Source organism: Gimesia benthica (assembly GCF_009720525.1).
Lineage (GTDB): Bacteria > Planctomycetota > Planctomycetia > Planctomycetales > Planctomycetaceae > Gimesia > Gimesia benthica.
Genome location: NZ_CP043930.1, coordinates 325,789 through 347,944 on the forward strand (window position 1 = coordinate 325,789; position 22,156 = coordinate 347,944).

At 53.1% G+C, this 22,156-nt stretch carries 17 protein-coding genes and 1 tRNA gene; 6 read left to right on the top strand and 12 right to left on the bottom strand.

Annotation, left to right across the window (positions count from 1 at the left end):
- Positions 1 to 11: 11 nt before the first annotated feature.
- On the bottom strand, positions 12 to 914 hold the full coding sequence (locus F1728_RS01430) for a UDP-2,3-diacylglucosamine diphosphatase (protein WP_155362587.1): 903 nt from the start codon (positions 912 to 914) through the stop codon (positions 12 to 14).
- 312 nt (positions 915 to 1,226) lie between these two features.
- Here F1728_RS01430 and F1728_RS01435 point away from each other — a divergent pair, with 312 nt between their 5' ends.
- The gene (locus F1728_RS01435; RefSeq protein WP_155362588.1) at positions 1,227 to 2,024 is read left to right on the top strand and encodes an ABC transporter permease; all 798 of its coding nucleotides are present in this window, start codon (positions 1,227 to 1,229) and stop codon (positions 2,022 to 2,024) included.
- 29 nt (positions 2,025 to 2,053) lie between these two features.
- Here the strand turns inward: F1728_RS01435 and F1728_RS01440 are convergent, their stop codons facing one another.
- Both F1728_RS01440 and F1728_RS01445 read right to left on the bottom strand, forming a co-directional pair.
- Complete coding sequence (locus tag F1728_RS01440; protein WP_155362589.1) at positions 2,054 to 3,769, bottom strand: hypothetical protein; 1,716 nt, start codon at positions 3,767 to 3,769, stop codon at positions 2,054 to 2,056.
- 224 nt (positions 3,770 to 3,993) lie between these two features.
- Positions 3,994 to 4,770: a glycosyltransferase family 2 protein gene (locus F1728_RS01445; protein WP_155362590.1), complete on the bottom strand. Its 777-nt coding sequence runs from the start codon at positions 4,768 to 4,770 to the stop codon at positions 3,994 to 3,996.
- Between the two features lie 306 nt (positions 4,771 to 5,076).
- On the opposite strand from F1728_RS01445, the gene F1728_RS01450 reads away from it, so the two are divergent.
- From F1728_RS01450 to F1728_RS01465, 4 genes are all read left to right on the top strand, one after another.
- Positions 5,077 to 5,688 (top strand): superoxide dismutase, encoded by a 612-nt coding sequence (locus tag F1728_RS01450; RefSeq protein ID WP_155362591.1) that lies wholly within the window; start codon positions 5,077 to 5,079, stop codon positions 5,686 to 5,688.
- Between the two features lie 141 nt (positions 5,689 to 5,829).
- Positions 5,830 to 6,195: a hypothetical protein gene (locus F1728_RS01455; RefSeq protein ID WP_155362592.1), complete on the top strand. Its 366-nt coding sequence runs from the start codon at positions 5,830 to 5,832 to the stop codon at positions 6,193 to 6,195.
- A 186-nt stretch (positions 6,196 to 6,381) separates the two neighbouring features.
- Positions 6,382 to 6,741 (top strand): hypothetical protein, encoded by a 360-nt coding sequence (locus F1728_RS01460; protein ID WP_155362593.1) that lies wholly within the window; start codon positions 6,382 to 6,384, stop codon positions 6,739 to 6,741.
- 270 nt (positions 6,742 to 7,011) lie between these two features.
- Positions 7,012 to 8,742: an ATP-binding protein gene (locus F1728_RS01465; protein ID WP_155362594.1), complete on the top strand. Its 1,731-nt coding sequence runs from the start codon at positions 7,012 to 7,014 to the stop codon at positions 8,740 to 8,742.
- A gap of 8 nt (positions 8,743 to 8,750) precedes the next feature.
- Here F1728_RS01465 and F1728_RS01470 read toward each other — a convergent pair whose 3' ends face one another.
- From F1728_RS01470 to F1728_RS01490, 5 genes are all read right to left on the bottom strand, one after another.
- Positions 8,751 to 13,172, bottom strand: a complete 4,422-nt coding sequence (locus F1728_RS01470) for a serine/threonine-protein kinase (RefSeq protein ID WP_155362595.1) — start codon at positions 13,170 to 13,172, stop codon at positions 8,751 to 8,753.
- Between the two features lie 242 nt (positions 13,173 to 13,414).
- Positions 13,415 to 14,314 (bottom strand): WD40 repeat domain-containing protein, encoded by a 900-nt coding sequence (locus F1728_RS01475; RefSeq protein WP_155362596.1) that lies wholly within the window; start codon positions 14,312 to 14,314, stop codon positions 13,415 to 13,417.
- Positions 14,311 to 15,981, bottom strand: a complete 1,671-nt coding sequence (locus F1728_RS01480) for a S41 family peptidase (RefSeq protein WP_228030455.1) — start codon at positions 15,979 to 15,981, stop codon at positions 14,311 to 14,313. The genes F1728_RS01475 and F1728_RS01480 overlap by 4 nt, the downstream gene beginning before the upstream one ends.
- 437 nt (positions 15,982 to 16,418) lie before the next feature.
- Positions 16,419 to 17,651: a peptidase T gene (gene pepT, locus F1728_RS01485; RefSeq protein ID WP_155362597.1), complete on the bottom strand. Its 1,233-nt coding sequence runs from the start codon at positions 17,649 to 17,651 to the stop codon at positions 16,419 to 16,421.
- 146 nt (positions 17,652 to 17,797) lie between these two features.
- Entirely contained in the window at positions 17,798 to 18,955 is a 1,158-nt protein-coding gene (locus F1728_RS01490) for a sialidase family protein (protein WP_155362598.1), read from the bottom strand.
- A gap of 281 nt (positions 18,956 to 19,236) precedes the next feature.
- Between F1728_RS01490 and F1728_RS01495 the strand changes: the two genes are divergently transcribed.
- Positions 19,237 to 19,310: transfer RNA gene (locus F1728_RS01495), tRNA-Met, on the top strand.
- Positions 19,311 to 19,425: 115 nt separating this feature from the next.
- Here the strand turns inward: F1728_RS01495 and F1728_RS01500 are convergent.
- The 4 genes from F1728_RS01500 to F1728_RS01515 all read right to left on the bottom strand — a co-directional run bounded on the left by F1728_RS01500 (position 19,426) and on the right by F1728_RS01515 (position 21,855).
- Positions 19,426 to 19,722, bottom strand: a complete 297-nt coding sequence (locus F1728_RS01500; protein ID WP_155362599.1) for a hypothetical protein — start codon at positions 19,720 to 19,722, stop codon at positions 19,426 to 19,428.
- Positions 19,715 to 20,332 (bottom strand): nucleotidyltransferase domain-containing protein, encoded by a 618-nt coding sequence (locus F1728_RS01505; RefSeq protein ID WP_155362600.1) that lies wholly within the window; start codon positions 20,330 to 20,332, stop codon positions 19,715 to 19,717. Before F1728_RS01505 ends, F1728_RS01500 begins: the two co-directional genes overlap by 8 nt.
- A gap of 1 nt (position 20,333) precedes the next feature.
- Positions 20,334 to 21,134, bottom strand: a complete 801-nt coding sequence (locus tag F1728_RS01510) for a pentapeptide repeat-containing protein (RefSeq protein ID WP_155362601.1) — start codon at positions 21,132 to 21,134, stop codon at positions 20,334 to 20,336.
- Between the two features lie 331 nt (positions 21,135 to 21,465).
- Positions 21,466 to 21,855 (bottom strand): phage holin family protein, encoded by a 390-nt coding sequence (locus F1728_RS01515; RefSeq protein WP_155362602.1) that lies wholly within the window; start codon positions 21,853 to 21,855, stop codon positions 21,466 to 21,468.
- Positions 21,856 to 22,156 lie beyond the last annotated feature (301 nt).

Below are 22,156 nucleotides of genomic sequence, written 5' to 3' on the forward strand. Positions count from 1 at the left end.
AAAAAGGCTGATCAGCGTCTGATCAACCTGAAGGGATGACAACGTTTCCAGAACCGACTCAGCAGTCCTGACATTTCGACCTCGACCTGGGGTCTCACCCCCTGGTCCGCGGTCCTGGTTTTGACAGTTGGTTTCTTCACGGGGGCGACATTCTGATCGAAGTACACAATCTCCAACGCACCGTCGCTGTATTCAATCAGGGCAGTGCAGTGCTCGACCCAGTCCCCGGTATTGCAGTAGTTAATCCCGTCAATATCGAGAATATTGGGCGCATGAATGTGACCACAGATAATGCCCTCGCATAACCGCTTGCGGGCATGGCTGGCCAGCTTCTGTTCAAAATCACTGATGAACCGCATCAGCTGTTTAACCCGTGACTTGATGGCGGAAGAGAGCGCGAACTTCGCCTGCCCCTTGCGTCGAAAGACCCGGTTAAACAGGGTATTCGCGGTCAGTAGAATGTCATACGCGAACGATCCGAGCACCGAGAGCCACTGGGCGCCAGTCTCGAATTTATCGAACTGGTCTCCGTGGATAATCAGGAAACGCCGCCCGTCCGCCGTGATATGCACGAACTCATCGGAGAGGGTTACAAAGCCAAACCGCTTACCAAAATCGCGGAGAAAATTATCGTGGTTTCCAGGGGTATAAAAGACCTCGGTTCCGGAAGCACTCAGCTCTTCCACACGATCGAGGATCGCGTTATAGCTTTCCGGCCAGCGCCATTTTTTGCGAAGCTTCCAGCCGTCAATCAGGTCTCCCACCAGATACAGGGACTCAGGCTTGTGGGCTTTCAGAAAGGCGAGAAATTCTTCCGCCCGTGAGTGCATGCAGCCCAGGTGGACATCGCTGACAAAGATCGTGCGTATCTCGCGACCAGCCGTTGTGGATCCCCGTTCCTCGGACACGATCATATCATCCTCCTTAATGACATTGCTCCGCGATAACGCATGCCCTGCATGCCTGGCACAACTCCGGCCGTGTGCACCTCTTTTTGTTTTTCTGATTTCATTATGGCGGGGGATACTACCAGAAAATTATTCGCTGCTGATGAATGGAAAGTTAAGGTCTTGCGAATTCAGAAAAGGCGGGAAAACACTGCAAATTGAAGATCCGGTTAAGCCCTCGAGATGAAAAAATGAAGCAGCCTCTGCTACAATCCCTGTTCGTAAACTGATTTGCGTTTCTGATGAACCCGTACCCCCAGTCTGTCCCGAGCAAGTTTCATGTACGACTTAACAACCCTGAATCTGGTCCTCGCCACGTCGCTGGTCCTGGTGAACGGTATCATCTCCGTCTGGCTCAAGCTCGACATGGAGAAGCGGTTACTGATAGCCACGCTCCGCTCTATCGTGCAACTGCTGTTGATCGGCTTGATCCTGGAGTGGATCTTCGAGCTCTCCTGGTGGTCGGTCATCGCCGCGCTCATGTTTACAATGACGCTCATCGCGGGGATCACCGCGGTACAACGTTCCCAGCGGCGCTACCCGGGGATCTGGCTCAACAGCATTGTCGCGGTCTTTGCCAGTTCCTGGCTGGTGACCGGCTTCGCATTGACGGTCGTCATTCCGCCGCACAGCTGGTCCGACAGTCCCGCGCAATATCTGATCCCCTTACTGGGAATGATCCTCGGGAATACCCTCAATGGAATTTCACTGGGCCTGGATCGACTCAGTGAAGAACTCGTTCTCCGCCGGGCTGAGGTGGAACTCAAACTGACGCTGGGTGCCACCCGCAATGAAGCGGCCCGACAGGCTCTGCAGAATGCGGTCCGCTCGGGTATGACGCCGATTATCAATTCCATGATGGTCGTCGGCCTGGTCTCGCTGCCCGGAATGATGACGGGGCAGATTCTCGCTGGTGCCAGTCCGCTGGAATCGGTGAAGTACCAGATCGTGATCATGTTCCTGATCGCATCCGGCACCGCACTGGGGACGGTCATCTCTGTCGTGCTGGGATATCGTCGGTTATTCAACTCCCGCCATCAGTTCCTGTTTGAACGGATCCATAAAGCAGGGGAGTAGTCTGGAACCAAAAGACGTGCGCGGAACGGTTATTCAACAACCAGTTTCTCGAACAGAGACTTCAGCGTCGCTTCAGGGTAGAGCACAAACGAAAGCTCGCGGCTCTGTATGACCTGATTGGCCTGCCGCTGTTTCTGAATCGTCGCCAGATCTTCTTCGACCTGACTTCGCAGTTGTGTCGTCAGTTCGGCCAGGGCAGCGTCGACTTCGCGAATTTCGCGGAACCGCTGTCGGTTCTCACGTCGGCGGGCAGCCGGGCTTAACTCCTCATCGGGAGCAGCCTCCTGCTCCTGAATCAACGCCTGTTTGCGTTCCAGCAGGGGAGCCGCTGCCTTCTGCTGCTCCGGATTCAGGTGCCGATCCGAGTTGAAATCCAGATCCCGCAGGATCCGTCTCAGACAGGTTTCATCGCACTCCTGCACATTAAAGGCCTCGCAGAAGGGGAGGTAACGGGTTGCAGAGAGCGTGAGATATCGTGGAGGCACCAGATGGAAGAACCGGGTAAAAATCCGATCGGTCATTTCATCATACTTGGCGCCGCCGATGCCATGCACGAACAGATCGCCCAGGAACAACCGGGCAAACAGCGTCGTGGTCAGCGCCCGTGTTCGCAGGCGGATGCCTTGCGCGGGAAGTTGTTTCAAGACTTCGATAGCCGCTGACAGGTCGCACTGTTCCTTCAGCGGTAAGCGGGCGATTTCACGCGTACCGTCCGACAGCAGTACTTCCTGATCTTCCCGTTTCACGAGCAACTGGTGCCGTCGAGTGGCGCCGGCCTGCCAGACCCAGAACGGGGTTTCCACCCAGCCCTCAGACTCAGAGAGTTCGGGCACCGGATGTGTTTTACTGCGGACCCGGTTAACCTTGCGGTACTCTCCCAGGACTTCATTGTGTATCTTGCGGAACGCACTCGCATTCTGAATCAGGTAACAAGCAAACCACAGGAACGGTCCGGTTTCCGAGAGACGACTGATGGGCAGTTCCAGGTTTTCAACGCCCCAGCGGGATTCCATTGCATGTCGGGCAGCAGTCAGACAGTCAACCAGGCGATCCGAAGTTTCCAATTGCGCGACGGCAGCCGGCCAGATCTCTTGCAGCAGAGGTGCTCCCAGGTCGGGCCACTGCTGGAGTGCCTCGCTGACACGTTTCTCAAAAGAGCAGAACAGCTCCCGGTTCTGGACGGTCGTCTCTTCCCAGGGCTTTTTTTCAATGGTTTCATCAAAAGGGATTTCGACCAGTTCCGGATCGGCCTGTGTCCCCTGGGGTACTCGAATCGAAGTCGTACTCACCAGGTCATTATCGACGATCAGGTTCAGACTGAGGCCCCCGGTCTGCCGGGCCACGTTTCCGACCAGCAGGTTCTTCACCCAGACGCCCGGGTGAAACAACGCCGGTTGATGTCCCGTCATGAACAGCAGACGCTCGTCGAGATCGGTCGGAAGTTCGACTGGGGTCCCCGTCAACTCGCTGGTGTAGCGGGCCGCCTCTTCCAGAACCGCTTTTCGGGCCCAGCTCCGCAGGCTGGAGATAATTTTGCCGCTCCGTTCCCGGGAGCAGGCTTCAAACATGCTGCGGTTCGCTTCGGCATCCGCGATGATCTCCGAGAGATCGGGCCGCGAAAAGACCACATCGTCGGAGCGGGGCACACGCAGATCCTGTTTTTCCCACACCGGTTCCGGCACCGCGGAACTGGATGTAAATCGGGATTCAGGATTCTGGCAGGGAAAAGGAGTCACTGATGACATTTCAACGCTTTACGGGTGTGCGGAATGAATCAAAATCAGGTACGGGCAGGCGAGAAGATCCGTCAATCGGCTCTATCATAACAGAACCACCGCCCGAGCGGTATGGTTGAGCGGCTTTCAGTTTGATGAGTGCACAACTGATTGTCGAGTCCTTTTGAATTGAATTCAGAGGGAAATCGCCCGATGCATCCGCAGAGGCTGATCTGAACCGAATACCCGGCAGATCACTCGCTGAAAGAATCGGTACGATCGTTACAACAATCAGAGGCACAGCAGGTCAGCCCGGCTGCCTGCATTTCCCGGTCGAGCACTTCATCGTAGTATGCTTTGCGTTTGATCGCATCATCGAGCGAACCGCCGAAGCTGCGTTCTTCTTCGAGGTAGACCAGCGGAACGGGGAATTCAACGATCTTCATTCCATGAGCAGCGGCCTGAACCCAGAGTTGCAGCGGCATCGCGTAGCCGAGATCGGTCACGTTGAACTTCGCCAGTGCTTCGACCCGGTATGCCTTCAGACCACAGAACGCATCCGTCAGATCAAAGCCCAGTTGTTCGTTGATCCGACGCGTGACGGCGACGTTAATCTGCCGACGATCTTCGGGAGGAATGCTGGCACCATCAAACTGCTTCAGATAACGACTACCCGAAAGCATGTCGATTGGTCCGTCAGCTGGTTGTTCGCGCATCTGCTGGACCAGATTCGGGAGCAGGGTGGGTTCGTGCTGACCATCGCAGTCAATGGTGACCAGGATGTCGTATTCATCCTGGTGAGCAATCGCGTAATCGAAGGCACTTTTGAGAGCGGCACCATATCCACGATTTTCCGGATGCGTGAGAACTTCGATGCCCGACACTTCTTTGAGCAGCTCTGGAGTCCGGTCCGAAGAACCATCGTCGACGACCAGAATCGCCTCGGCGTACTTGCGGACTTCGGTCAAAACCTCGATCACATGACGTTCTTCATTGAATACGGGTAAAGCAACCAGAGCTTTCCTGTGCATAATCAGATCCTTTACAAATCCGGAGAATTCTGTCGAATTTTTTTCGGCACGGTTTTATTGTAGAACCCACCGGTTAAACGTCAACTATGCACATCGGCAGGAAGCAGGCTGCTGGCGCCAATGTGAAAACTTATCGACCAGTTGGTTGTGAGAATCAGATAATCCTCTACAATGGGGAAGAAGGATGTATTTGCACACAGATCCGGTTATCTCTAATGATCTACTGGATTTGAGACGCCGGGCAATATACGTAAAGTCACTCACAACTTTAGACTATTTACACCGAAACACAAAGGAGTTTGTCGTATGTCTTACTCACTTCCTGACCTGCCCTATGCCTACGATGCCTTGGAACCTCACATCGATGCCCGCACGATGGAGATCCACCACACCAAGCACCACCAGGCTTACATCACCAAAGCCAACGCCGCCCTCGAAGGCCACAGCGACCTGGCTTCCAAGTCCATCGAAGACCTGATGAGCGACCTGAGCGCCGTTCCTGAAGATATCCGTACTGCCATCCGCAACAACGGTGGCGGACACGCGAACCACAGCCTGTTCTGGACCATCATGTCCCCCAACGGCGGTGGAACTCCCGGTGGTGACCTCGGCGATGACATCAACGCCACCTTCGGCAGCTTCGATGCCTTCAAAGAACAGTTCGCCAACGCTGCAGCTACCCGCTTCGGTTCCGGCTGGGCCTGGCTCTCCGTCGATGGCGGCAAACTGGTTGTTGAAAGCACTCCGAACCAGGACACACCACTTTCAGAAGGTCACACCCCGATTCTGGGACTGGACGTCTGGGAACACGCATACTACCTAAACTACCAGAACAAGCGTCCTGACTACATCTCCGCATTTTTTAATGTGATTAACTGGGATGAAGTCGCCAAACGCTATGCCGCAGCCAAAGGTTAAGCACTGGTTCCGGGATTTGTCTGATTTTTAATCGACAGCCTTCCCCTGAATCGCCGATATTACGAAAGCGGCCCTCTCCAGTTGAGGGCCGCTTTTTCTGTTATTCGGAAGGGAATCCTGGTGCCTCAATACAGCAGATACATGCTGATTCTGCTTGGCCTGACCTGTCTGCAGGTCGGGTGCCGCAACATTCCCGACTATCATCAGCCCGCCGGTTTCAGCAGCACCTATCACAAGCGGATCTACCCTGAAACCGCAATCGCTTCCGCCTCAGATGCCTCTGCAGCCGCTGCGCCACAGGACCGGGGCGTCTTTTATCCGACCGACGTAAAAGTCAAACAGCCCAAATACGTCGCACCGCTGGCTGAAGTCAGAGGCCCCATTACCAGCGAAGAACTCCAGCAGGAACAGCGTAAACTTCAACTGGACAGCATGAAACGGGAAGACGACTACATCAACCAGGAACCGATGTTTAACGAGAACTTCCCGGCTCCGACCGCCTGGTAAACCAGGTAATCCACTCACCGCTACGCCCGGTTGTAAAGTTTACATAATTCCAAAAACTCAATTTCAGCTCTCCTAACTGATTTTGACACAAACTTTGGAACAGGCTATCTTTCCGACCTGCCTGATTGACAAATGGATTTGTGGAGCTCATCAGGCTTTACCGTGGTCATGGGAAGGAACCCTCAAGTGGTAAATGGTCAACATGTTGTCGTCCTGGATGGATTACACGAAACGGAAGAAGTTCTTAAAGCAGTCCTGGAACCCCAGGGATGTCGCGTCAATCGCATCCGCAAGCCACAACCGGGGGATGTCATCACCGAGAACGAACTGCCCAGCATTGTCGTTCTGCACGATGACGACCTGGCCGCCTCTTCCTCAGCACAGCCAGGCTGGAATGAAGTCCCCAAAGTTGTCATTGGTTCAGTAAAAGTTCCTGCCACTCCCGAAACCGACCAGTCCACCCGCTTCCTGGTCCAGCCATTTCAATACGCAGAGCTGATCGATTCGATTGAAAGCCTGCTCAATCAGCCCCGATCTCACCAGTAGTCCGCTCAGATTCTCCTGACAGATCTCACTCTAAACGGATGTTGGGATTTGAACAGCGCTCCCGGTTGAGATATGATTCTCCGTAGGGGCTTTTCTGTAAAGGATTTCCCTTCACAGAGAACTCAGGAAAACGGAATCGTTTCCCGGGCGTTCCTCGACTGAAACAGACTGCACATTGAATTCATGTATCACCGCGCAGGTTGCAGGAATTCGGTGCAGCGTACGTTTACCTGATGAGCAGGTCCAGTCATCGACTGAGAATCAGAGACCATGAAAAGGCTGATAGCAAACGCACAAGAGGGGGGCAAAGCGACCCTGCTGGTTATCCAGGGAGTGGACCTCGGAACCCGCTTCCAACTGGGAACAGATCCTGCCAGTGTGGGTAGAGGAGTGCGAAACGAGATCCGGATTCTGGATACGGAAGCCTCCCGTCAGCACGCTACGATCTCCTTCAAGAACGGCTCCTACATCATCACTGACCAGAACAGTTCCAATGGAACAATGGTCAACGGGACCCAGGTTCAATCCACCCGGCTCAGTAACGGTGATCATATCCAGATCGGGCGCAGTCTGCTGCTGTTCTCCAGCCAGGCGATCGACGAAGACTCCCGCTACATGGCGGAAAAAATCGACCTGATCAGCAGCGAGGATTCAAATCAGTCCAGCATTACCCACGAAGTCAATCACGAGTTTGACTCCATGGTACTGGACACGGCAGATCTCTCCGGAATTGTCCAGCAGCAGGATGTGCAAAACGACCTGCAGGCCTTGTACCGCATCGCAGAAGCCGCTGTCAGCCCGACCATTTCACAGGAAGAACTACTCAAGCGCATACTCGACCTGACCATCAATACGGTCGGCGCTGATCGGGGCTGTATGCTGATCACCGACCCGCAATCGGGAGAAATCCAACCCCAGATCTTCAGCAGTAGTGCCGAGAAGAAGTCCGGCGCACGCATGCCGGTCTCCCACAGCATTGTCGACTACGTGCTCAACAAAAAACAGGGAGTCCGCACCTCCGACGCGCAGCGCGATCAGCGATTTGAAGGGGGCCGCAGTATCCTGCAGGCGGGCATTCGCGAAGCCATGTGCGTTCCCATGCAGGGACGCCATGAACTGATGGGCGTCATCTACGTCGACACGACGACTTCTCATCCCGAAGCTTTGCTCAAGAACGGGGCCGTCGAAAAATTCAGTGAAGAACACCTGCGACTCCTGGTCGCCATCGGTCGTCAGTCCGCTTTGGCCATTGAAAACTATCGCTTCCAGAATGCCATGTTGAAAGCGGAACGCTTTGCCGCCATGGGTCAGACCATCGCCACCCTGAGCCACCATATCAAGAACATTTTGCAGGGGGTTCGCGGCGGAAGTTACCTGATCGACATGGGACTCAACAAGTCCGAGGAAGACCTCGTCCGCAAAGGGTGGAACATTGTCGAGAAGAACCAGAACAAAATCTATCACCTCGTGATGGACATGTTGACCTTCAGCACAGAACGCAAGCCGGCCCTCGAACCAGGTTCCATCAACACGCCGGTCAAAGACGTGCACGAACTGATGCAGGCCCGTGCCGAAGAGTGCGGCGTTCAGTTGAAATGCGAACTGGATCCGGAACTGCCGGAAAGCGTATTCGATCACGAAGGTATTCATCGCGCGATCCTGAATATCGTCATCAATGCCATTGATGCCGTCGAAGGCCTGGAGCAGGGGATCGTTCTGCTGGAAACCCGCTACCTCGCGAAACCCGATCAGATCCTGATCATGGTCTCCGACAATGGCCCCGGTATTCCCGCGGATCAGATCAGCAAAATCTTCAACCTGTTCGAATCCACCAAGGGCGCCCGCGGCACCGGTATCGGCCTGGCAGTCAGCCAGAAAATCATCCGCGAACACGGGGGAGAAATCAGCATCGAAAGCGAAGCCGGCAAAGGTTCCCGTTTCACGCTGACCGTTCCGCGTCTGGATGAAGATCACCCCCACGCCACGCTCTCGAATATCTAAGAAATTCCTTAGAACGAGCGTTTCTTGCGGGCCGCTTTTGCCCGGTCCTGCGGATTGCCTTCCAGCATCGCCTGCAGTGCAACGGGATCAGCCCCCAGCGGTTGCTTGAGGTCTGACCAGGTCGCCGCCTTACAGGCAGGGAGCAGCCGAAAGTGAACCGGCTGAATCTTCGTCAGGGGAGGCAGTTTCTGTTCCTGCAGCAGAACCCCGCCCGGCATCGCCAGTGCATGTTGATCTGCCTGATCACCGAAGACCTGGGCGAGCGTCTGTTCAAAATCGCCGCCAGCCCCCGCAGACAGCGAACCGGATTCCCCGAGTGCCTGCAACCGCTCTACCATATACCCATTAGCCGAACCCCACCACTGTACCTGCTTCTGCAGCCCCTGTGGGAGCCGAAGCAGGGAAGCGGAACGGGAAGAATCAGAGCGACCGCCTGACGCGGCTGGAACAGGTAGAAACAGACATTCTTCCGCCAGCACCCGGGCAGCAGTTCCCGTAGATTGAGAACCGTCGCTTTCCTTAAAAGCCAGCACCGAATCGCGAGGCGCCAGGGTACTCTGATTCAGAGAAACCCGAACCCGCGGACTCGACGACGGCTTCACCGCTAACGCAAACAGATCATTCTGGCTCAATAATAGACTTCCGGAGACTTCCAGGTCCAGCTGCGTCGCCTCTGAATTGACAACCGTTCCCGAAGTCGATAGATAGGTGCGGCTCAACAGCACCTGGTTTGGTTGACTTCCCGTTCCCCCGCCAACCTGCACAACGGACTGAAAGCGTTTGTCGTTGAGCAGCAGAGCATCCAGGGCAGAATCTTCAAGTGCCAGCTGACTGTTCTGCAGCGAAACGAAAGCCCGGGGAACCACACCTTTCCGGTCGGCCGAAATCCGAAATTTCCCGCCGTGAATCGCCAAGGTAGAATTCTTCAGGGCAATAAAGGAGTCCACTCCCGCACTGCGGGAATCACGTGACCGCGTCTTTCCTGTGGAGGGCAGCAGCTTCAGTTCCACAATCAAAGGAGCCGCACCAGAGGGCGTGTCGAAATTCAACTGCACCTGTTTGTTTTCCAGCTCGATGGGAGCCGTATAACAGACGCCCTGTCCGGTCACATTCACCCGGGTGGGTCCTGAAACAGCAGCGCTGTTGAGAAAGTCGCTCAGATTTCCTTTCGACATATCGAAGGAAACCGTCTTCGATTTTGCGAACTTGCCGGCGATTGCTTTTCCGATCTGAGGCTGGCTCACGTAGGCCTGAATCCGCTCCTGCTCGCCGTCAGAAAGCGTCGCCAGACGGTTCGGATCGCAGCCAGGTACTATCCCGCCTGAAGAAACACTATAGACATTTTTGACTTTGGAAAAATTGAGCAGGCTGCTGTCAAAGGCCGGCTTCCGCAGTGCAGCGTACTTAGATGGTAAATCAGCATCGAAAGACTCAACCGCCACCGGCTTCCCCCAACTTTGCTGCCAGGTTCGATGGGCATCAATCTCAAATGTACTCTGCGGACTGCCAGGTTCGGTCGATCTCAGATACAACGGCCAACCCCAGAACATGACGCTCTCCAGCTGCAGATCCAGGTCCTTGAAGCGACTCTTACTCTGCTGGCGCAGTTTATCCTGCGGCCAGTCGACGAGCGTCAGCATCGCGGCCTGTTTTGCCTGCGGATCTCCCACGAGTACCGAATTGATCACGATCAGGTCGGTCTGCGTCTTCAGAGTCTCCTGGTTCTCGGCAGCAGGTGGGGCCTGTTTTGCCACCGGCCCGATCAGCTCAAAGATCGATTGATCAGAGACGAGTGTACTGGAAAACACACGCAGCGTGCGGGGAACCTTCCGCGCCTGCAGCAGACTGCTGATATTCAGATTGGGATTCAGCGCCGCCAGCTCCAGGCAGGGGGCTTCGGTCACAGAAAAATAACAGTTGGAAAGCATCACATCGGAGTAGGGCTGATCCACTCGCACCACTTCCAGCTTTCTGCCGGTAACGACACAGTTCTCCAGCAGAATCCGCGACTCCCCCTCGGGCCGATCGGTCTCGGTGCGGGGGACTCCGGTAGAATTGATCAGTCGAAACTCACGTGTCCCGGTTCCTGTCAGTGAAAAGGAACATTCCTGAATGGTCAGATCACTCTGGTTTAGAGCCAGCAGGTTACAGTCGCCATTACCAGTCAGACGGCCCGCGTCACACAGGAAATGAATTCCCTGGAACCGCAGCAGCCCTCCGGAAAAACTCAGGTAATCAGAGATCGTCTGCGAATCAGAACCGCCCTCCGGAGTCAGGATCACCGTCGGCTGTTTCTGGCTGGAATCCGCAGCCAGGATGATCAATTGCGAAATTCCTGCGAGTCGCTGAGGACTCATTGAGAACGGACCGGGACCGTACAGACGAATGACTGCCCCACGGTTGGCCACCTCCGCCAAAGCGTCATCCAGGCTGGAGTAGATTCCCTGCGCCGAAGATCCATGGGCGACTTTAAGCAGGGGCAGCTGAGCTTCCGGCTGGCTGGCATTCGCCCCCGTCAGCGCCGAAAAGCCTTTCCCCCACGAGGGTAGATACTGTTTTTCCTGCCCCCGCACAGCCGCCTCTTCCCATCGGGAACCAGCAAACTTTTCCTCAGTTTTTGTGACTTCGGTACTGGTCTTTTCCGTTTCCTTTTCCGCTTCCGCATCTGCTTTTGGCTCATCCGCAGCGGCGACCGCAGTGCTTTCGGCCGGCGCGGGCGCCTCGGCATTCGGATCGAATGGGTTACTGCCCGGTCCCTGTTGCGGTGCGGAACCAGACCCCATACTGCTCACAGCCCACCAGATCAGCATGATGACCAGCAGTAACCCGCCCAGCACCAGACCAATCTGCCGGTAGTCGAGTGAAATCTCACTCTCGCTCGCATCGGCGTCGCCGTTCATGACCGGCGACGTTTCCCGGACCGATTTGCGGCCCCCGCTGCTGCGTTTCGTCGGTTGAGGCCGAGCCTGTTTTTTACCCGCTGCAGCAGGTCGGCTCCGCTTACCCTGCGAAGAGTCCGGCTCACTTTTGCGAGTACGGTTCGCCTTCCGCGTCTTCATCGCGGAATCGGAGATCACGGAGCCTTCTTCCGGTTCGTCAACCGGCTGCCGGGTACGCGAACGGTCGACTGTTTTTTGTGGTCCCGATTTCGAGCGGGATGATTTCTTCTCGTTTTTCTTCTCGTTTTTCTTCTCGTTTTTCTTCTCGTTTTTCTTCTCGTTTTTCTTCTCGTTTTTCTTCTCGTTTTTCTTCTCAGGCGTCGACTTGGGGGAACGCTTCAGCCCAGGCACCGTGACTTCAGACTCCAGTTCCACTTCTCCCGCCAGTTGCTGCAGATCAAAGCTGGTACTCAGACGGTTCCCGCCATCTGCATCTGCATGATCGTCGTCGTCCTCATCCGGCTGGCTGTTGTAATCGGGAATGAACTGATTAATCTGAAAATCGCTGCTGTCAGCCGGGAGAATAATATCGACCTCACGCGTCGGATGCTCCCCATCCGATTCATCTGAGGCCAGTGCTTCCAGCACATTATTGTCGACATTGGAACGCTTCAGATTTGGGTCCTTCAGATCTTCCAGCAGTTCTTCCGGCGTCTGGTAGCGGTCGTTCTTGGACTTGGCCATCATCCGGTGAATGATCGCCACGATCCCTTCGGGCACGCGTTCATTCAATTCCCGCGGGTCGGGAGGGGGAGTAGTAGCATGTGCGGCCAGTTTATTGGTCAGGCTTCCCTCGGAGAAGGGGGCCCGTCCGGTCAGCATGTGATACCAGGTGCAGCCCAGCGAATAGATATCGCTGCGAATATCAGCCGCTTTACTGTCCCGTGCCTGCTCGGGAGCCATATAGTCGACCGTTCCCACAGTCGTACCGGCCCGGGTAATGCTGGTTTCGGTGTTGTCATCAATCGAACGGGCCAGCCCCAGGTCGGTCAGCTTGACGACCCCATCCTGGCGAATCAGGATGTTGGCCGGCTTGATATCACGGTGGACGATTCCCTGCTGATAGGCGTGCGAGAGGGCTTCTGTCACCTGCGTGATAATCTCCAGCGAACGCCGAACAGGTAGTCGGGTCCGCTTGCTGATCATGTTATGCAGGTCAGTCCCTTCGACATACTCGAGGGCAATGTAGAGATAACCGTCTTCTTCGCCCGCATCGTAGACGGAGACGATATTCTCATGCCGCAGGTGAGCAGCCGCCTGTCCCTCAGCCTTGAATCGTTTGACCAGAACCGGGTTTTCCGCCTTGTCGCGGGGCAGAATTTTAAGAGCCGCCAGTCGATTCAGCGTCGTGTCACGAGCGAGAAAGACAGCCCCCATGCCACCGGCACCAATCTCTTTCTCGATCTGATATTTCCCCAGCGAATCCAGCTTGGGCACGCGCGCGGACTGGCGTTTTTTCTTTTCAGGAGTATCTTTATTCCGCTTGGCCATCGCCTGCCCCAGAAATGATCTGATTCGCCGGTGTTAGTAACGCATGTCGCCAGTGTGTGAGAAAGTGTGAATCAACAGGAACTGAAAGTGAGACGCAAAAAATGTGTTGCAGGAAGAGCTTATATAATAAGCATTTGCAAGGGGAGAGTCAAAATAGACCTTGGCCCTTTTCTACGATCCTGCCTAGAAAACGGGTTAGTGCACATCATCACATCTTCGCACCGCCCCCCACACAAACACATTTAAAGTGAGTCGCTCCAGTCCAGACACTGTACCAGCCCTGATTTAGCACCGCAGACGCACCACTGTCCGAACGGGTCGCAGGCGACCTCGATCGCCTCATCAGGAATAATCCCGCCCCACAGCAGTTTGCCCTCCTGGTTGAGCCAGTACAATTCCTGTTCAATGGTCGCGGTGACGATCCGGTTCCCCTGAAAATCGCAGGCAAGGACCTTCGGCGTCCCTTCAAATACCAGCGTTCCCGCGGAATCGCCTTCATGATCGAAGATCAGGATTCCGTAATTGAATCCCGCCAGGTAGATCCGCTGACCATCGCCTGACATCGCCAGCCCGCCGCAATTCGACCAGTGCTTCTCCGTCCAGAGACAGTTGCCTTCCAGGTCATAACAGCAGACCAGGCCGTTCTCAGCCGCCCCCATCAGACGAGGTTCGGTCATCTGAAATTCGAGGTAACTCAGCGGCTTCATCGTCTCAAAGCTGGCCACCTTCTTTTTCTGGGAATCGATCAGAATCGTTTTCCCGCTGGCCAGACTGACGGCGACATAATCGCCGTAGGAATCCATGGCAATCGCCAGGCATTCCACGGAGAAGGAAATCGCCCAGATCACGTTCAGATCGCGATCGAAACAGCAGATATTATTATCGGAGTAGATCGCGGCCCCCCGCTTGCCGTGATCGCTCCAGTGTACCAGCTGCACATCCCTGATCCCGCGGTTCAGATGCAGGAACTGACCCTGCCGATCCAATAAATAAAGGCCGCCGGAAATATCGGCGGCCAGTATTTCTCCTGTTTCACGTGCCAGGTCGAGCGCCAGGAGTGGCGCTTCGGTGGAAAATGACCAGCGGAGGCTGGGAGTAATTCCTTTTCCCTGGGTCAGCCAGGCGGCACGTTCATCCATCATGGTGTTACAGCATATTGCCTTTGCAGAATTTGTAAGCCACGTTTGATATCAGAATCTGCTGCCAGTTTCTGTTCCTGTGACGCCCCATACATGGCCGTCCGCAGTTCATCTTTCTCAACCGTGATTCCGGGTTTGATCCCGATCTTACCATATGTGTTTCCGTGAGGCGAATAGAATTTGGCCGTCGTCAGACGCAATCCCGTAGATCCGCGGATCGGGAAGATACTCTGGACTGACCACTTACCGTAAGTCTTGCGACCAACCACGGTCGCCCGACGATGATCGGTGAGTGCTCCCGCCACAATTTCACTGGCACTCGCACTGTTTTCATCCACCAGCAAGACCAGCGGAATCTTCCAGGTACCAGGACGGTGAGCGGTGTAGCTCCAGTTCTGATCGGATACGCGACCTTTGGTGGAAACCAGTTTGCCTTCATCGATAAATCGATCCAGCACTTCCACGGCTGCAGAGAGCAGACCACCCGGGTTACCACGCACGTCCCAGATCAGAGCCCGCATGCCTTCGCCGTGCAGTTTCTGCAGGGCAGCGTCGAGTTCTGCTGCTGAGGTTTTCTGGAAACCGGTCATTTTGATGTAGCCGATTCCATTTTCCTGATCGACCATCTTCACGATCGGAAAACTGCGAACCTGTACAGCCTTGCGAGTCACGCGGGCCATCCGGACCTGTTCTGTTTTGGGACTTTCCAGTTCCAGTACCACCTGGCTGCCGGAGGTGCCCCGCAGCAGATTCGCTGCCGCATCGGTCGTCATGTGACGACAGTCGGTGCCATCGATGCTCACAATATGATCGCCTGCCAGCACGCCTGCGTTTTCTGCAGGACTCTCGGGCAGTACGTTGATCAACAGCATGCCTTCACCAATCTCGGCTTTCATTTCGATACCGATGCCGACGAATTCGCCTTCGATGTTGTCATACAGGTCGCCCAGACGTTCGGGAGTCAGGAAGCTACTGTAATCGTCCAGGGCATTGCAGCCGCCGAACGTGTATTCTGCAATCACGGCTGAGTCACGCAGACCCAGAGTCTGATACGACAGGTCACAGACCTCGTTGATCAGCTGATGGGCACCGTGAAAACCGTTGACACCTTTGTTCCAGTAGTTCTCGCGAAGAATCCGACGCATCTTGCGAATCTTTTCCGGTGGCACATTTTTCAAATGCACCTTCACAAATTCATCGTTGGCCAGAGCGAGGTAGAGGCTTTCTGTTCCATGAGCGACAAACGAGGTTGTGCTCAACGCGTCGACGAAGTGCGATTGAATCTTCGCTAAAATTTCGTCATACAGAATGAATGATTCGCGACGGGACTGGACCAGCAGAACTTTGTTAAAGCTGTCGTCGTGGTAACGTCGATCAATGCCGAAATGAATCTTGGCACGACGCAGCCCGTACTTGATGCTGTCATTGTCCGGCCATTCCTTGAGCGCTTCTTCATAGTGCTCAATAGCCTTAATCCACTGCCGCGTCCGTTCGAACTCTTCCCCTTTGGCAACCGCCTGGGTCTGAGTAACAGGAATCACGATGGGCAGAGGACCGGGATCCGCATAAGAGACAGTCGTAGTGACCGCCAGCTGACATCCCAGTAACACGATACACAGCGAACTCGAGTAGACTCTCTTAAGAAGTCGCATCTTGGTAGTAGAAAACATTGTTCCCCCTCTATGTCGATGCACGTAATTCGTACTTGAAGGCCACCACAATCAGGGCTCATCACAAGTAAACGAAATGCGAAACACCAAACAGCGCTGCACACGTCAATGCACAGCGATTATTTAAACAGGTAGCTTGCCGATATGTTTAACATAAGCCACAAAAAAACGGTGGTCAAACAATCGTTTTCATGAAGATGTGGTACAATCCCCACAATCGCTACAGCTTAAATAACTGACAGGAGAACAGCACGCCGTCGCCCGATTTCCTTCTGATGCGAATCGTCTTAACTCGTTGCCACATCAGGCGCAGCAGAATGCTTAAGGTCTGGTTGAATTCACCAGCTTCCACAGGCGGAATAACCGGAAGCAGATCGGCGTGTTTCGAAAAAAAAGCGGGTACGTTGACAGAAATCCTCAACTGGACGTGAAAAACTTCAACGTTCCTGGCCCCAGAGAATCGCAAGTTGCACTAAAACATCAACGGCCTTTTCCATCTCTTCCACGGTCGTCCATTCCAGGGGGGAATGCGGATTATGCTGACCGCTGGAAAGATTCGGCGTCGGCAGTCCCTTTTCGGTCAGCAGGCTCCCATCGGTTCCACCGCGGATGATATTCAGGTTCGGTTCCAGCCCCGCAGCACGCGTCGCTTCAATCGCTTTCTCCAGCGCCCGCGGTTCCTTGACTAAACCGTCCCGCATGTTGCGGTACTGCTTATGCACGTCGATCTTGATTTCCGCCCGCGCATATTTCTCGCGCAGCGGCTGCGCCAGTGAATCCAGCAGGCCGGCATACTCGGCCAGTTTCTCCGTTTCAAAATCACGCAGGATCAGCCGGGCCGACGCTTCCGCCACGCCCCCTTCGATATGATAGGGATGAATGAAACCGTCGCGACCGTCCGTCGTTTCCGGGCTCAGTGTTTCGGTAGGCAAGGATGAGATCAAATCGCTCAGAATCCGAATCGCATTCACCATCACGCCTTTACCAACCGAAGGATGCGTATTCACGCCCCGTACGGTAATCACCGCCTGATCGGCCGAGAACGTCTCGGAATCGATGCGACCACTCCCGTCACTGTCCAATGTGTAAGCACAGCAGACGCCAAACACATCCAGATCCAGTTTCTCAATCCCGCGGCCGATCTCTTCGTCACAGGTAAAGCAGAGCCGGATCGGACCGTGGGCAATCGAGCGATCACTCATCAGGTGCGCTGCCGCCGACATCATCACGGCCACGCCCGATTTATCATCGGCGCCCAGCAGCGTGGTCCCGTCCGTGGTGATCACGGTTTTGCCCACCATCTCTTTCAACCGGGGCTCCTCGCTGACCCGCAACACACGCGATGTATCGCCGGGCAGCACAAGGTCGCTCCCGTCATAGTTCTCATGCACGACCGGCTTCACATTCGTCCCGGAAAATTCAGGCGATGTATCCACATGGGCCACCCAGCCGATTGCCGGCACATCCCCTTCGACCGTACTTGGAATCGTCGCCATCACGATGCCGTACTCACTGATCGTCACATCTTCCAGCCCCAGTTGCTCGCACTCTTCACACAGCATCCGGCTCAGATCCAGCTGCTTCTTCGTGCTCGGAAACGAGGGACTGGTTTCGTCCGACTGGGTATCGACTTTGACATAACGCAGAAAACGATCAAGTAATGTATCCATCGGCGGTCACTTTATCTTTCAGAAAATAGTAAGGAGTCCCAGCGAGGGGACTCCTGCTAACTTATAAAGCCATTAGCCGCAGGGCATTCGCCCCGGTTGATTCGCTGTCGTCTGGACGCATCCTTTAACCAGATCCACACCACAACCTAACGTCCGGCAGTAAACTGTTTTAAATCAAACGCCACGAATTCGATTTTCTGATAACGGTCCCGCTCATACAACAGCCCCGCCTGACCATTTTTCAATAAAGCCAGAGAGGAATACGCGGCCGAACCCGGCGTCACCAGTCGCGACGCCGCCCACGTCTGCCCGTCATCTTTGCTCAACCGGACCGTCATCTTTTCCCGTTTTTTACTGGCGGGGTTGCTGAACAGAATCTGACCCGGCGTTCCATATTTGGGAAACGAGACACGAATCAGGCTCGCCTGGCAGACCGGCTCAATCAGTGTCGCATCGAGCGTCACCTCAGACCAGGTCGCCCCGCCATCGTCGGAATACGCAATCGCCCGCCGGTTCTTGCCGTGATAGCTCCGCATATTCATCTGCAACCGACCGTCGCCCAGTTCCACGACCGCACATTCATTGGTCATCTCGCCGATCGGCTCACTCAACTGCCACGTCTGGCCATGATCGTCCGAGTAAATCGCATGCGACCGCCGCACCACCTTTCCGTCCAGCGTCACATTATGATCGCAGGGAATCACCAGCCGCCCTTTATGTGGTCCCTGCGTCAGCTGAATCCCGTTGCCCGGCCCGGTCGCATACCAGGTCCACTCCGGCTTCTTGGTTGTCTCGGTCACTTCGTAAGGCGGCTTCCAGGTCTGACCGTCATCATCGGAATAACTCATATAGACCCGCCGCGTATCCAAACCGGTCTGCGCCTTGATCTGCTTCTCATGATCCTTGCCATGATTCCAGGTCAGCGGCAGCCAGATCCGCCCGGTCGACTCATCCACCACCGGACAGGGATTCCCGCAGGTGTTCTCCCCGTCATTCCACAGCACCGCCAGGGGAGACCAGGTCTTCCCGTTGTCGCTGCTCCGCTTGAGCACCAGATCAATATCGCCGCTGTCGCCCAGATTGTTCTTCCGCGCCTCAGCAAACGCGAGCAGCGTTCCCTTGGGCGTCACCAGCAGCGCCGGGATGCGAAACCCGTGATAGCCGGCTTCCCCTTTCTCAAACACAGTCGTCCGTGTGACTGTCTCAAGGGCAGGGGGTGTTTCTGCAGGTGCCGCTGCCGGGAGAGGGGCAATCGAGAGGAACGGGAGCGAGAGAACCAGACCGAACGCGAGCGATTTCATCATGCGGGCACTCCAGAGCGAGATTCAGGGGTATCAAATGAGCAGATTCGAGTATAACGCCCCCGGAAAAGCCCCACAATCAACGAATTTCTGCGACATTTTCGAATGAAAACGGCGGTTGACTTGCGTACTAACAATAATTTGTTAATCTTGCGACTTCTCAACGGCTTTTTTGCCGATAACGTGAGATATCTAAGGAAGTTAGCACCGGAGAAACCTTTTCTCCCCAGCGAACTTCCACTAGGATAGGAGTGTCTGTCTCAACACAGACGCCCACACCATCCGGCGGTGTAGCTCAGTTGGTTAGAGCAGCGGAATCATAATCCGCGTGTCGGGGGTTCGAGTCCCTCCACCGCTACTTGTGTCAGCCATTGGCACGTTAAGAAAATCAAAAACGCCTGAATCCCAACTTGGGGGTCAGGCGTTTTTTTGTTGAATAAGAATAAGTGATTTGACAGCAGGAAAAAACAATATTAGACAGAAATCTCAGAAGATTTATTTTTAACTTGATTCTTCAATTTCTCAATAAGCAATTTTGTTTTTGAATCAATCACATCATCTTTAGGCGGGTTTGATCGATCATGTAGAGCACCAATCTGTTCTGAAAGCAATAACAAGGTCTCTTCGACCTCATCGTGGTCTTGTCGCCCATTTCGGACTCTCCAGTCATGTATTGCGACACGACTTAAACCTGTCAGATTTTTATTCCCAGGGGTAATTTGATTTACCATTTTAATAATTGTTGATTGTAATTTGATTCGTTTATGCATGATGCCTCACCTTTTCATTTAATACTTCAATCCATCGTTTAGACAAACCAATACATGAGTCTGGTAAAGGTTTCAATAGTTCATCAGCCCATGTCCCCCGAGTTGATGAAAGCCTACTTGCACGCAGGTGATCGTAATGGTCAATACTCATTTCTAAAGGATTGTCTATTTGAAAGGGCGAGTATTTTGAAAAATTAGCCTCACCCATCACAACATAAGAATATATCATTGCCAGATCCCTTAGAGACATGTATAGAAGCCCTTTTGAAAAGACTGAACTATTTGACTCTCGTAGCTCTTTCATTGCATATCGCGCAATGAGAGTAAAAGATTCAAAATCTTTCTTCCAGTTCTCATAAAAAGCAGGTTCCTTCATTTCTCTTATCAAATCAGATCCATCTGCAGAATAAATCATCACACTTTCTCGATATAAATGATGGGCAAAAAGATCTCCTTCTTCATGCATTTTATTAAACGTTTTTAGAGAGATTGTATGGACATTAGAAGGAATGTTTAGAATCGGATTATCAGAATGTAGACACAACACATCGAAGTCAGAATTATTATCTATCTCACCTCTTACAAATGATCCATAAACATAAACCCACATTTTACCGCCTCGAGAGTCTTCGAACTAAACTCGAGACGAAAAGTCCCATAGCAATATATCTGGCAATATTTATCACAGAGGAAGATAACAAAGATAATTTTGCTGACTTCCCACCAACACAAAACACACTAAATGTCTCCCTAATCGAATCGTGAAATGAAATATCAGAGGACAAAAAAATTAAAAGACTCATAACAAAAACTAAACATGGGATTGATAAGAACATCAAAGAGGGGATTTCACCATTTCCCCAAATTAAACGGAATAATCCAAAATTCAAACATTTTATAACATACCATGATCGATTCCAAAAACCGTTATATTCGCTCTTATCTCGGTAGTATTGCTCTCTGGAAAAAGCAGCCTTAAACAGATGACTCCAAGTAGCTTCTAATTCCACTTTAATTGCAAAATTCACACCTTCATAATCACCAATTGATGCATAGTTCATTCTCAAGCTCTTAGCCAAATACATTTTGAGGTTATCTTGAATTGGCAAATTCCGTTTTAATGGTCCCATTCCAATTTGAGTGCGATCAAAGCTCGTATACATAAAGTTACAGCCTAGAAATTCTGCCCCTTGAAAATTCGTATCTGAAATCTTTGCTCCGGTGAAATCACAATTTTTAAATTGACAGTTTCTGAAGTAACATTCATTTATAATTGACTGCTTAAAACTAACATTTTCAAAAGAAAAGTCGACAGCATAAACCCTGATCAACTCACACCTTTCAAAGTTTAAGCTTTCATCATCTTGCTGTATCTCTTTCTCTTTTATCCTTTGTTTTTTGTGAATCTTCATTGATCACAAAACCTTTACATTATTGATTTGAGAGTCGTAAATTATTTATCAGTACAGTATATTTAAATATTCACGAATGTACAACAAGAAAGCATCTAACATTAGGTTGAAGTCTGTTTCTAATTGGCAAATAAATCGTAAAATCCTTCGGAATAAACTTTCACACCAGTGATCAGCATTGACCTGCGTTATTGTATTTTGGAATCAGATTTCGCCTGCCGGGGATTCGAGTCCCTCCACCACTACTTATAAAAGAAAGCCAGAAGCATTCAATCAGTAATGCTTCTGGCTTTTTTATGCGCTGAGTTAAAAGTGATCCCGCCGCTGTCGCTCAGGACTCTTTCACCTTTTCCAGTGTCTTCTTGAAAAGGAACAACGGCAGCACCAGCCCCGCGATCAAAGCGACGACCCAGATGATCAACGGCGCGAGAATCCAGGTGGTGAGGCCGGAGATCTTCAGTCCATCGGAAAACATGCTGGTTCCGATCAGGCCAACCAGGATTGCGACCAGGGCAACGCCGCCACTCATCTGGGGCACGTTCTTGATCGAGATCTTAATCAGCAGGGGAGTAATCACAACCACGATCAGCGTGAAGATCGCCGCGACGATGACGATCGACCAGAAGTCGATGGAGAAGCCGGGCAACAACTTGGCAGCCACGACGATTCCAATCGCATTCCCGAGTACATACAGGACAGTGGAGGCGAGAAGACGAACCATAGAATCTTCCTTTCACGGCGAGAGCCGTTCTGGACCTGCTGTCCGTAGCAATTGATCTGAGATTTTTGAATAGTGACTGGAACCCGATTATCGACTGTGCAATTTCAACTGTCAACTTTTTTTTGACGGGGAGGTCAATCGAAGGTTTTCGATTGGCTGGAAACGCCTCCAACTCGCACCAGGATTTCCCGACCGTTGGTCTCCCTCTTGAACCGATATGCTTACAAATTATCAGTGCCATTCTCATTCAACAGTGGCCTCAATCTCCGCCCAGTCCCCCCAATTCTTAAGTTTTTTCCAT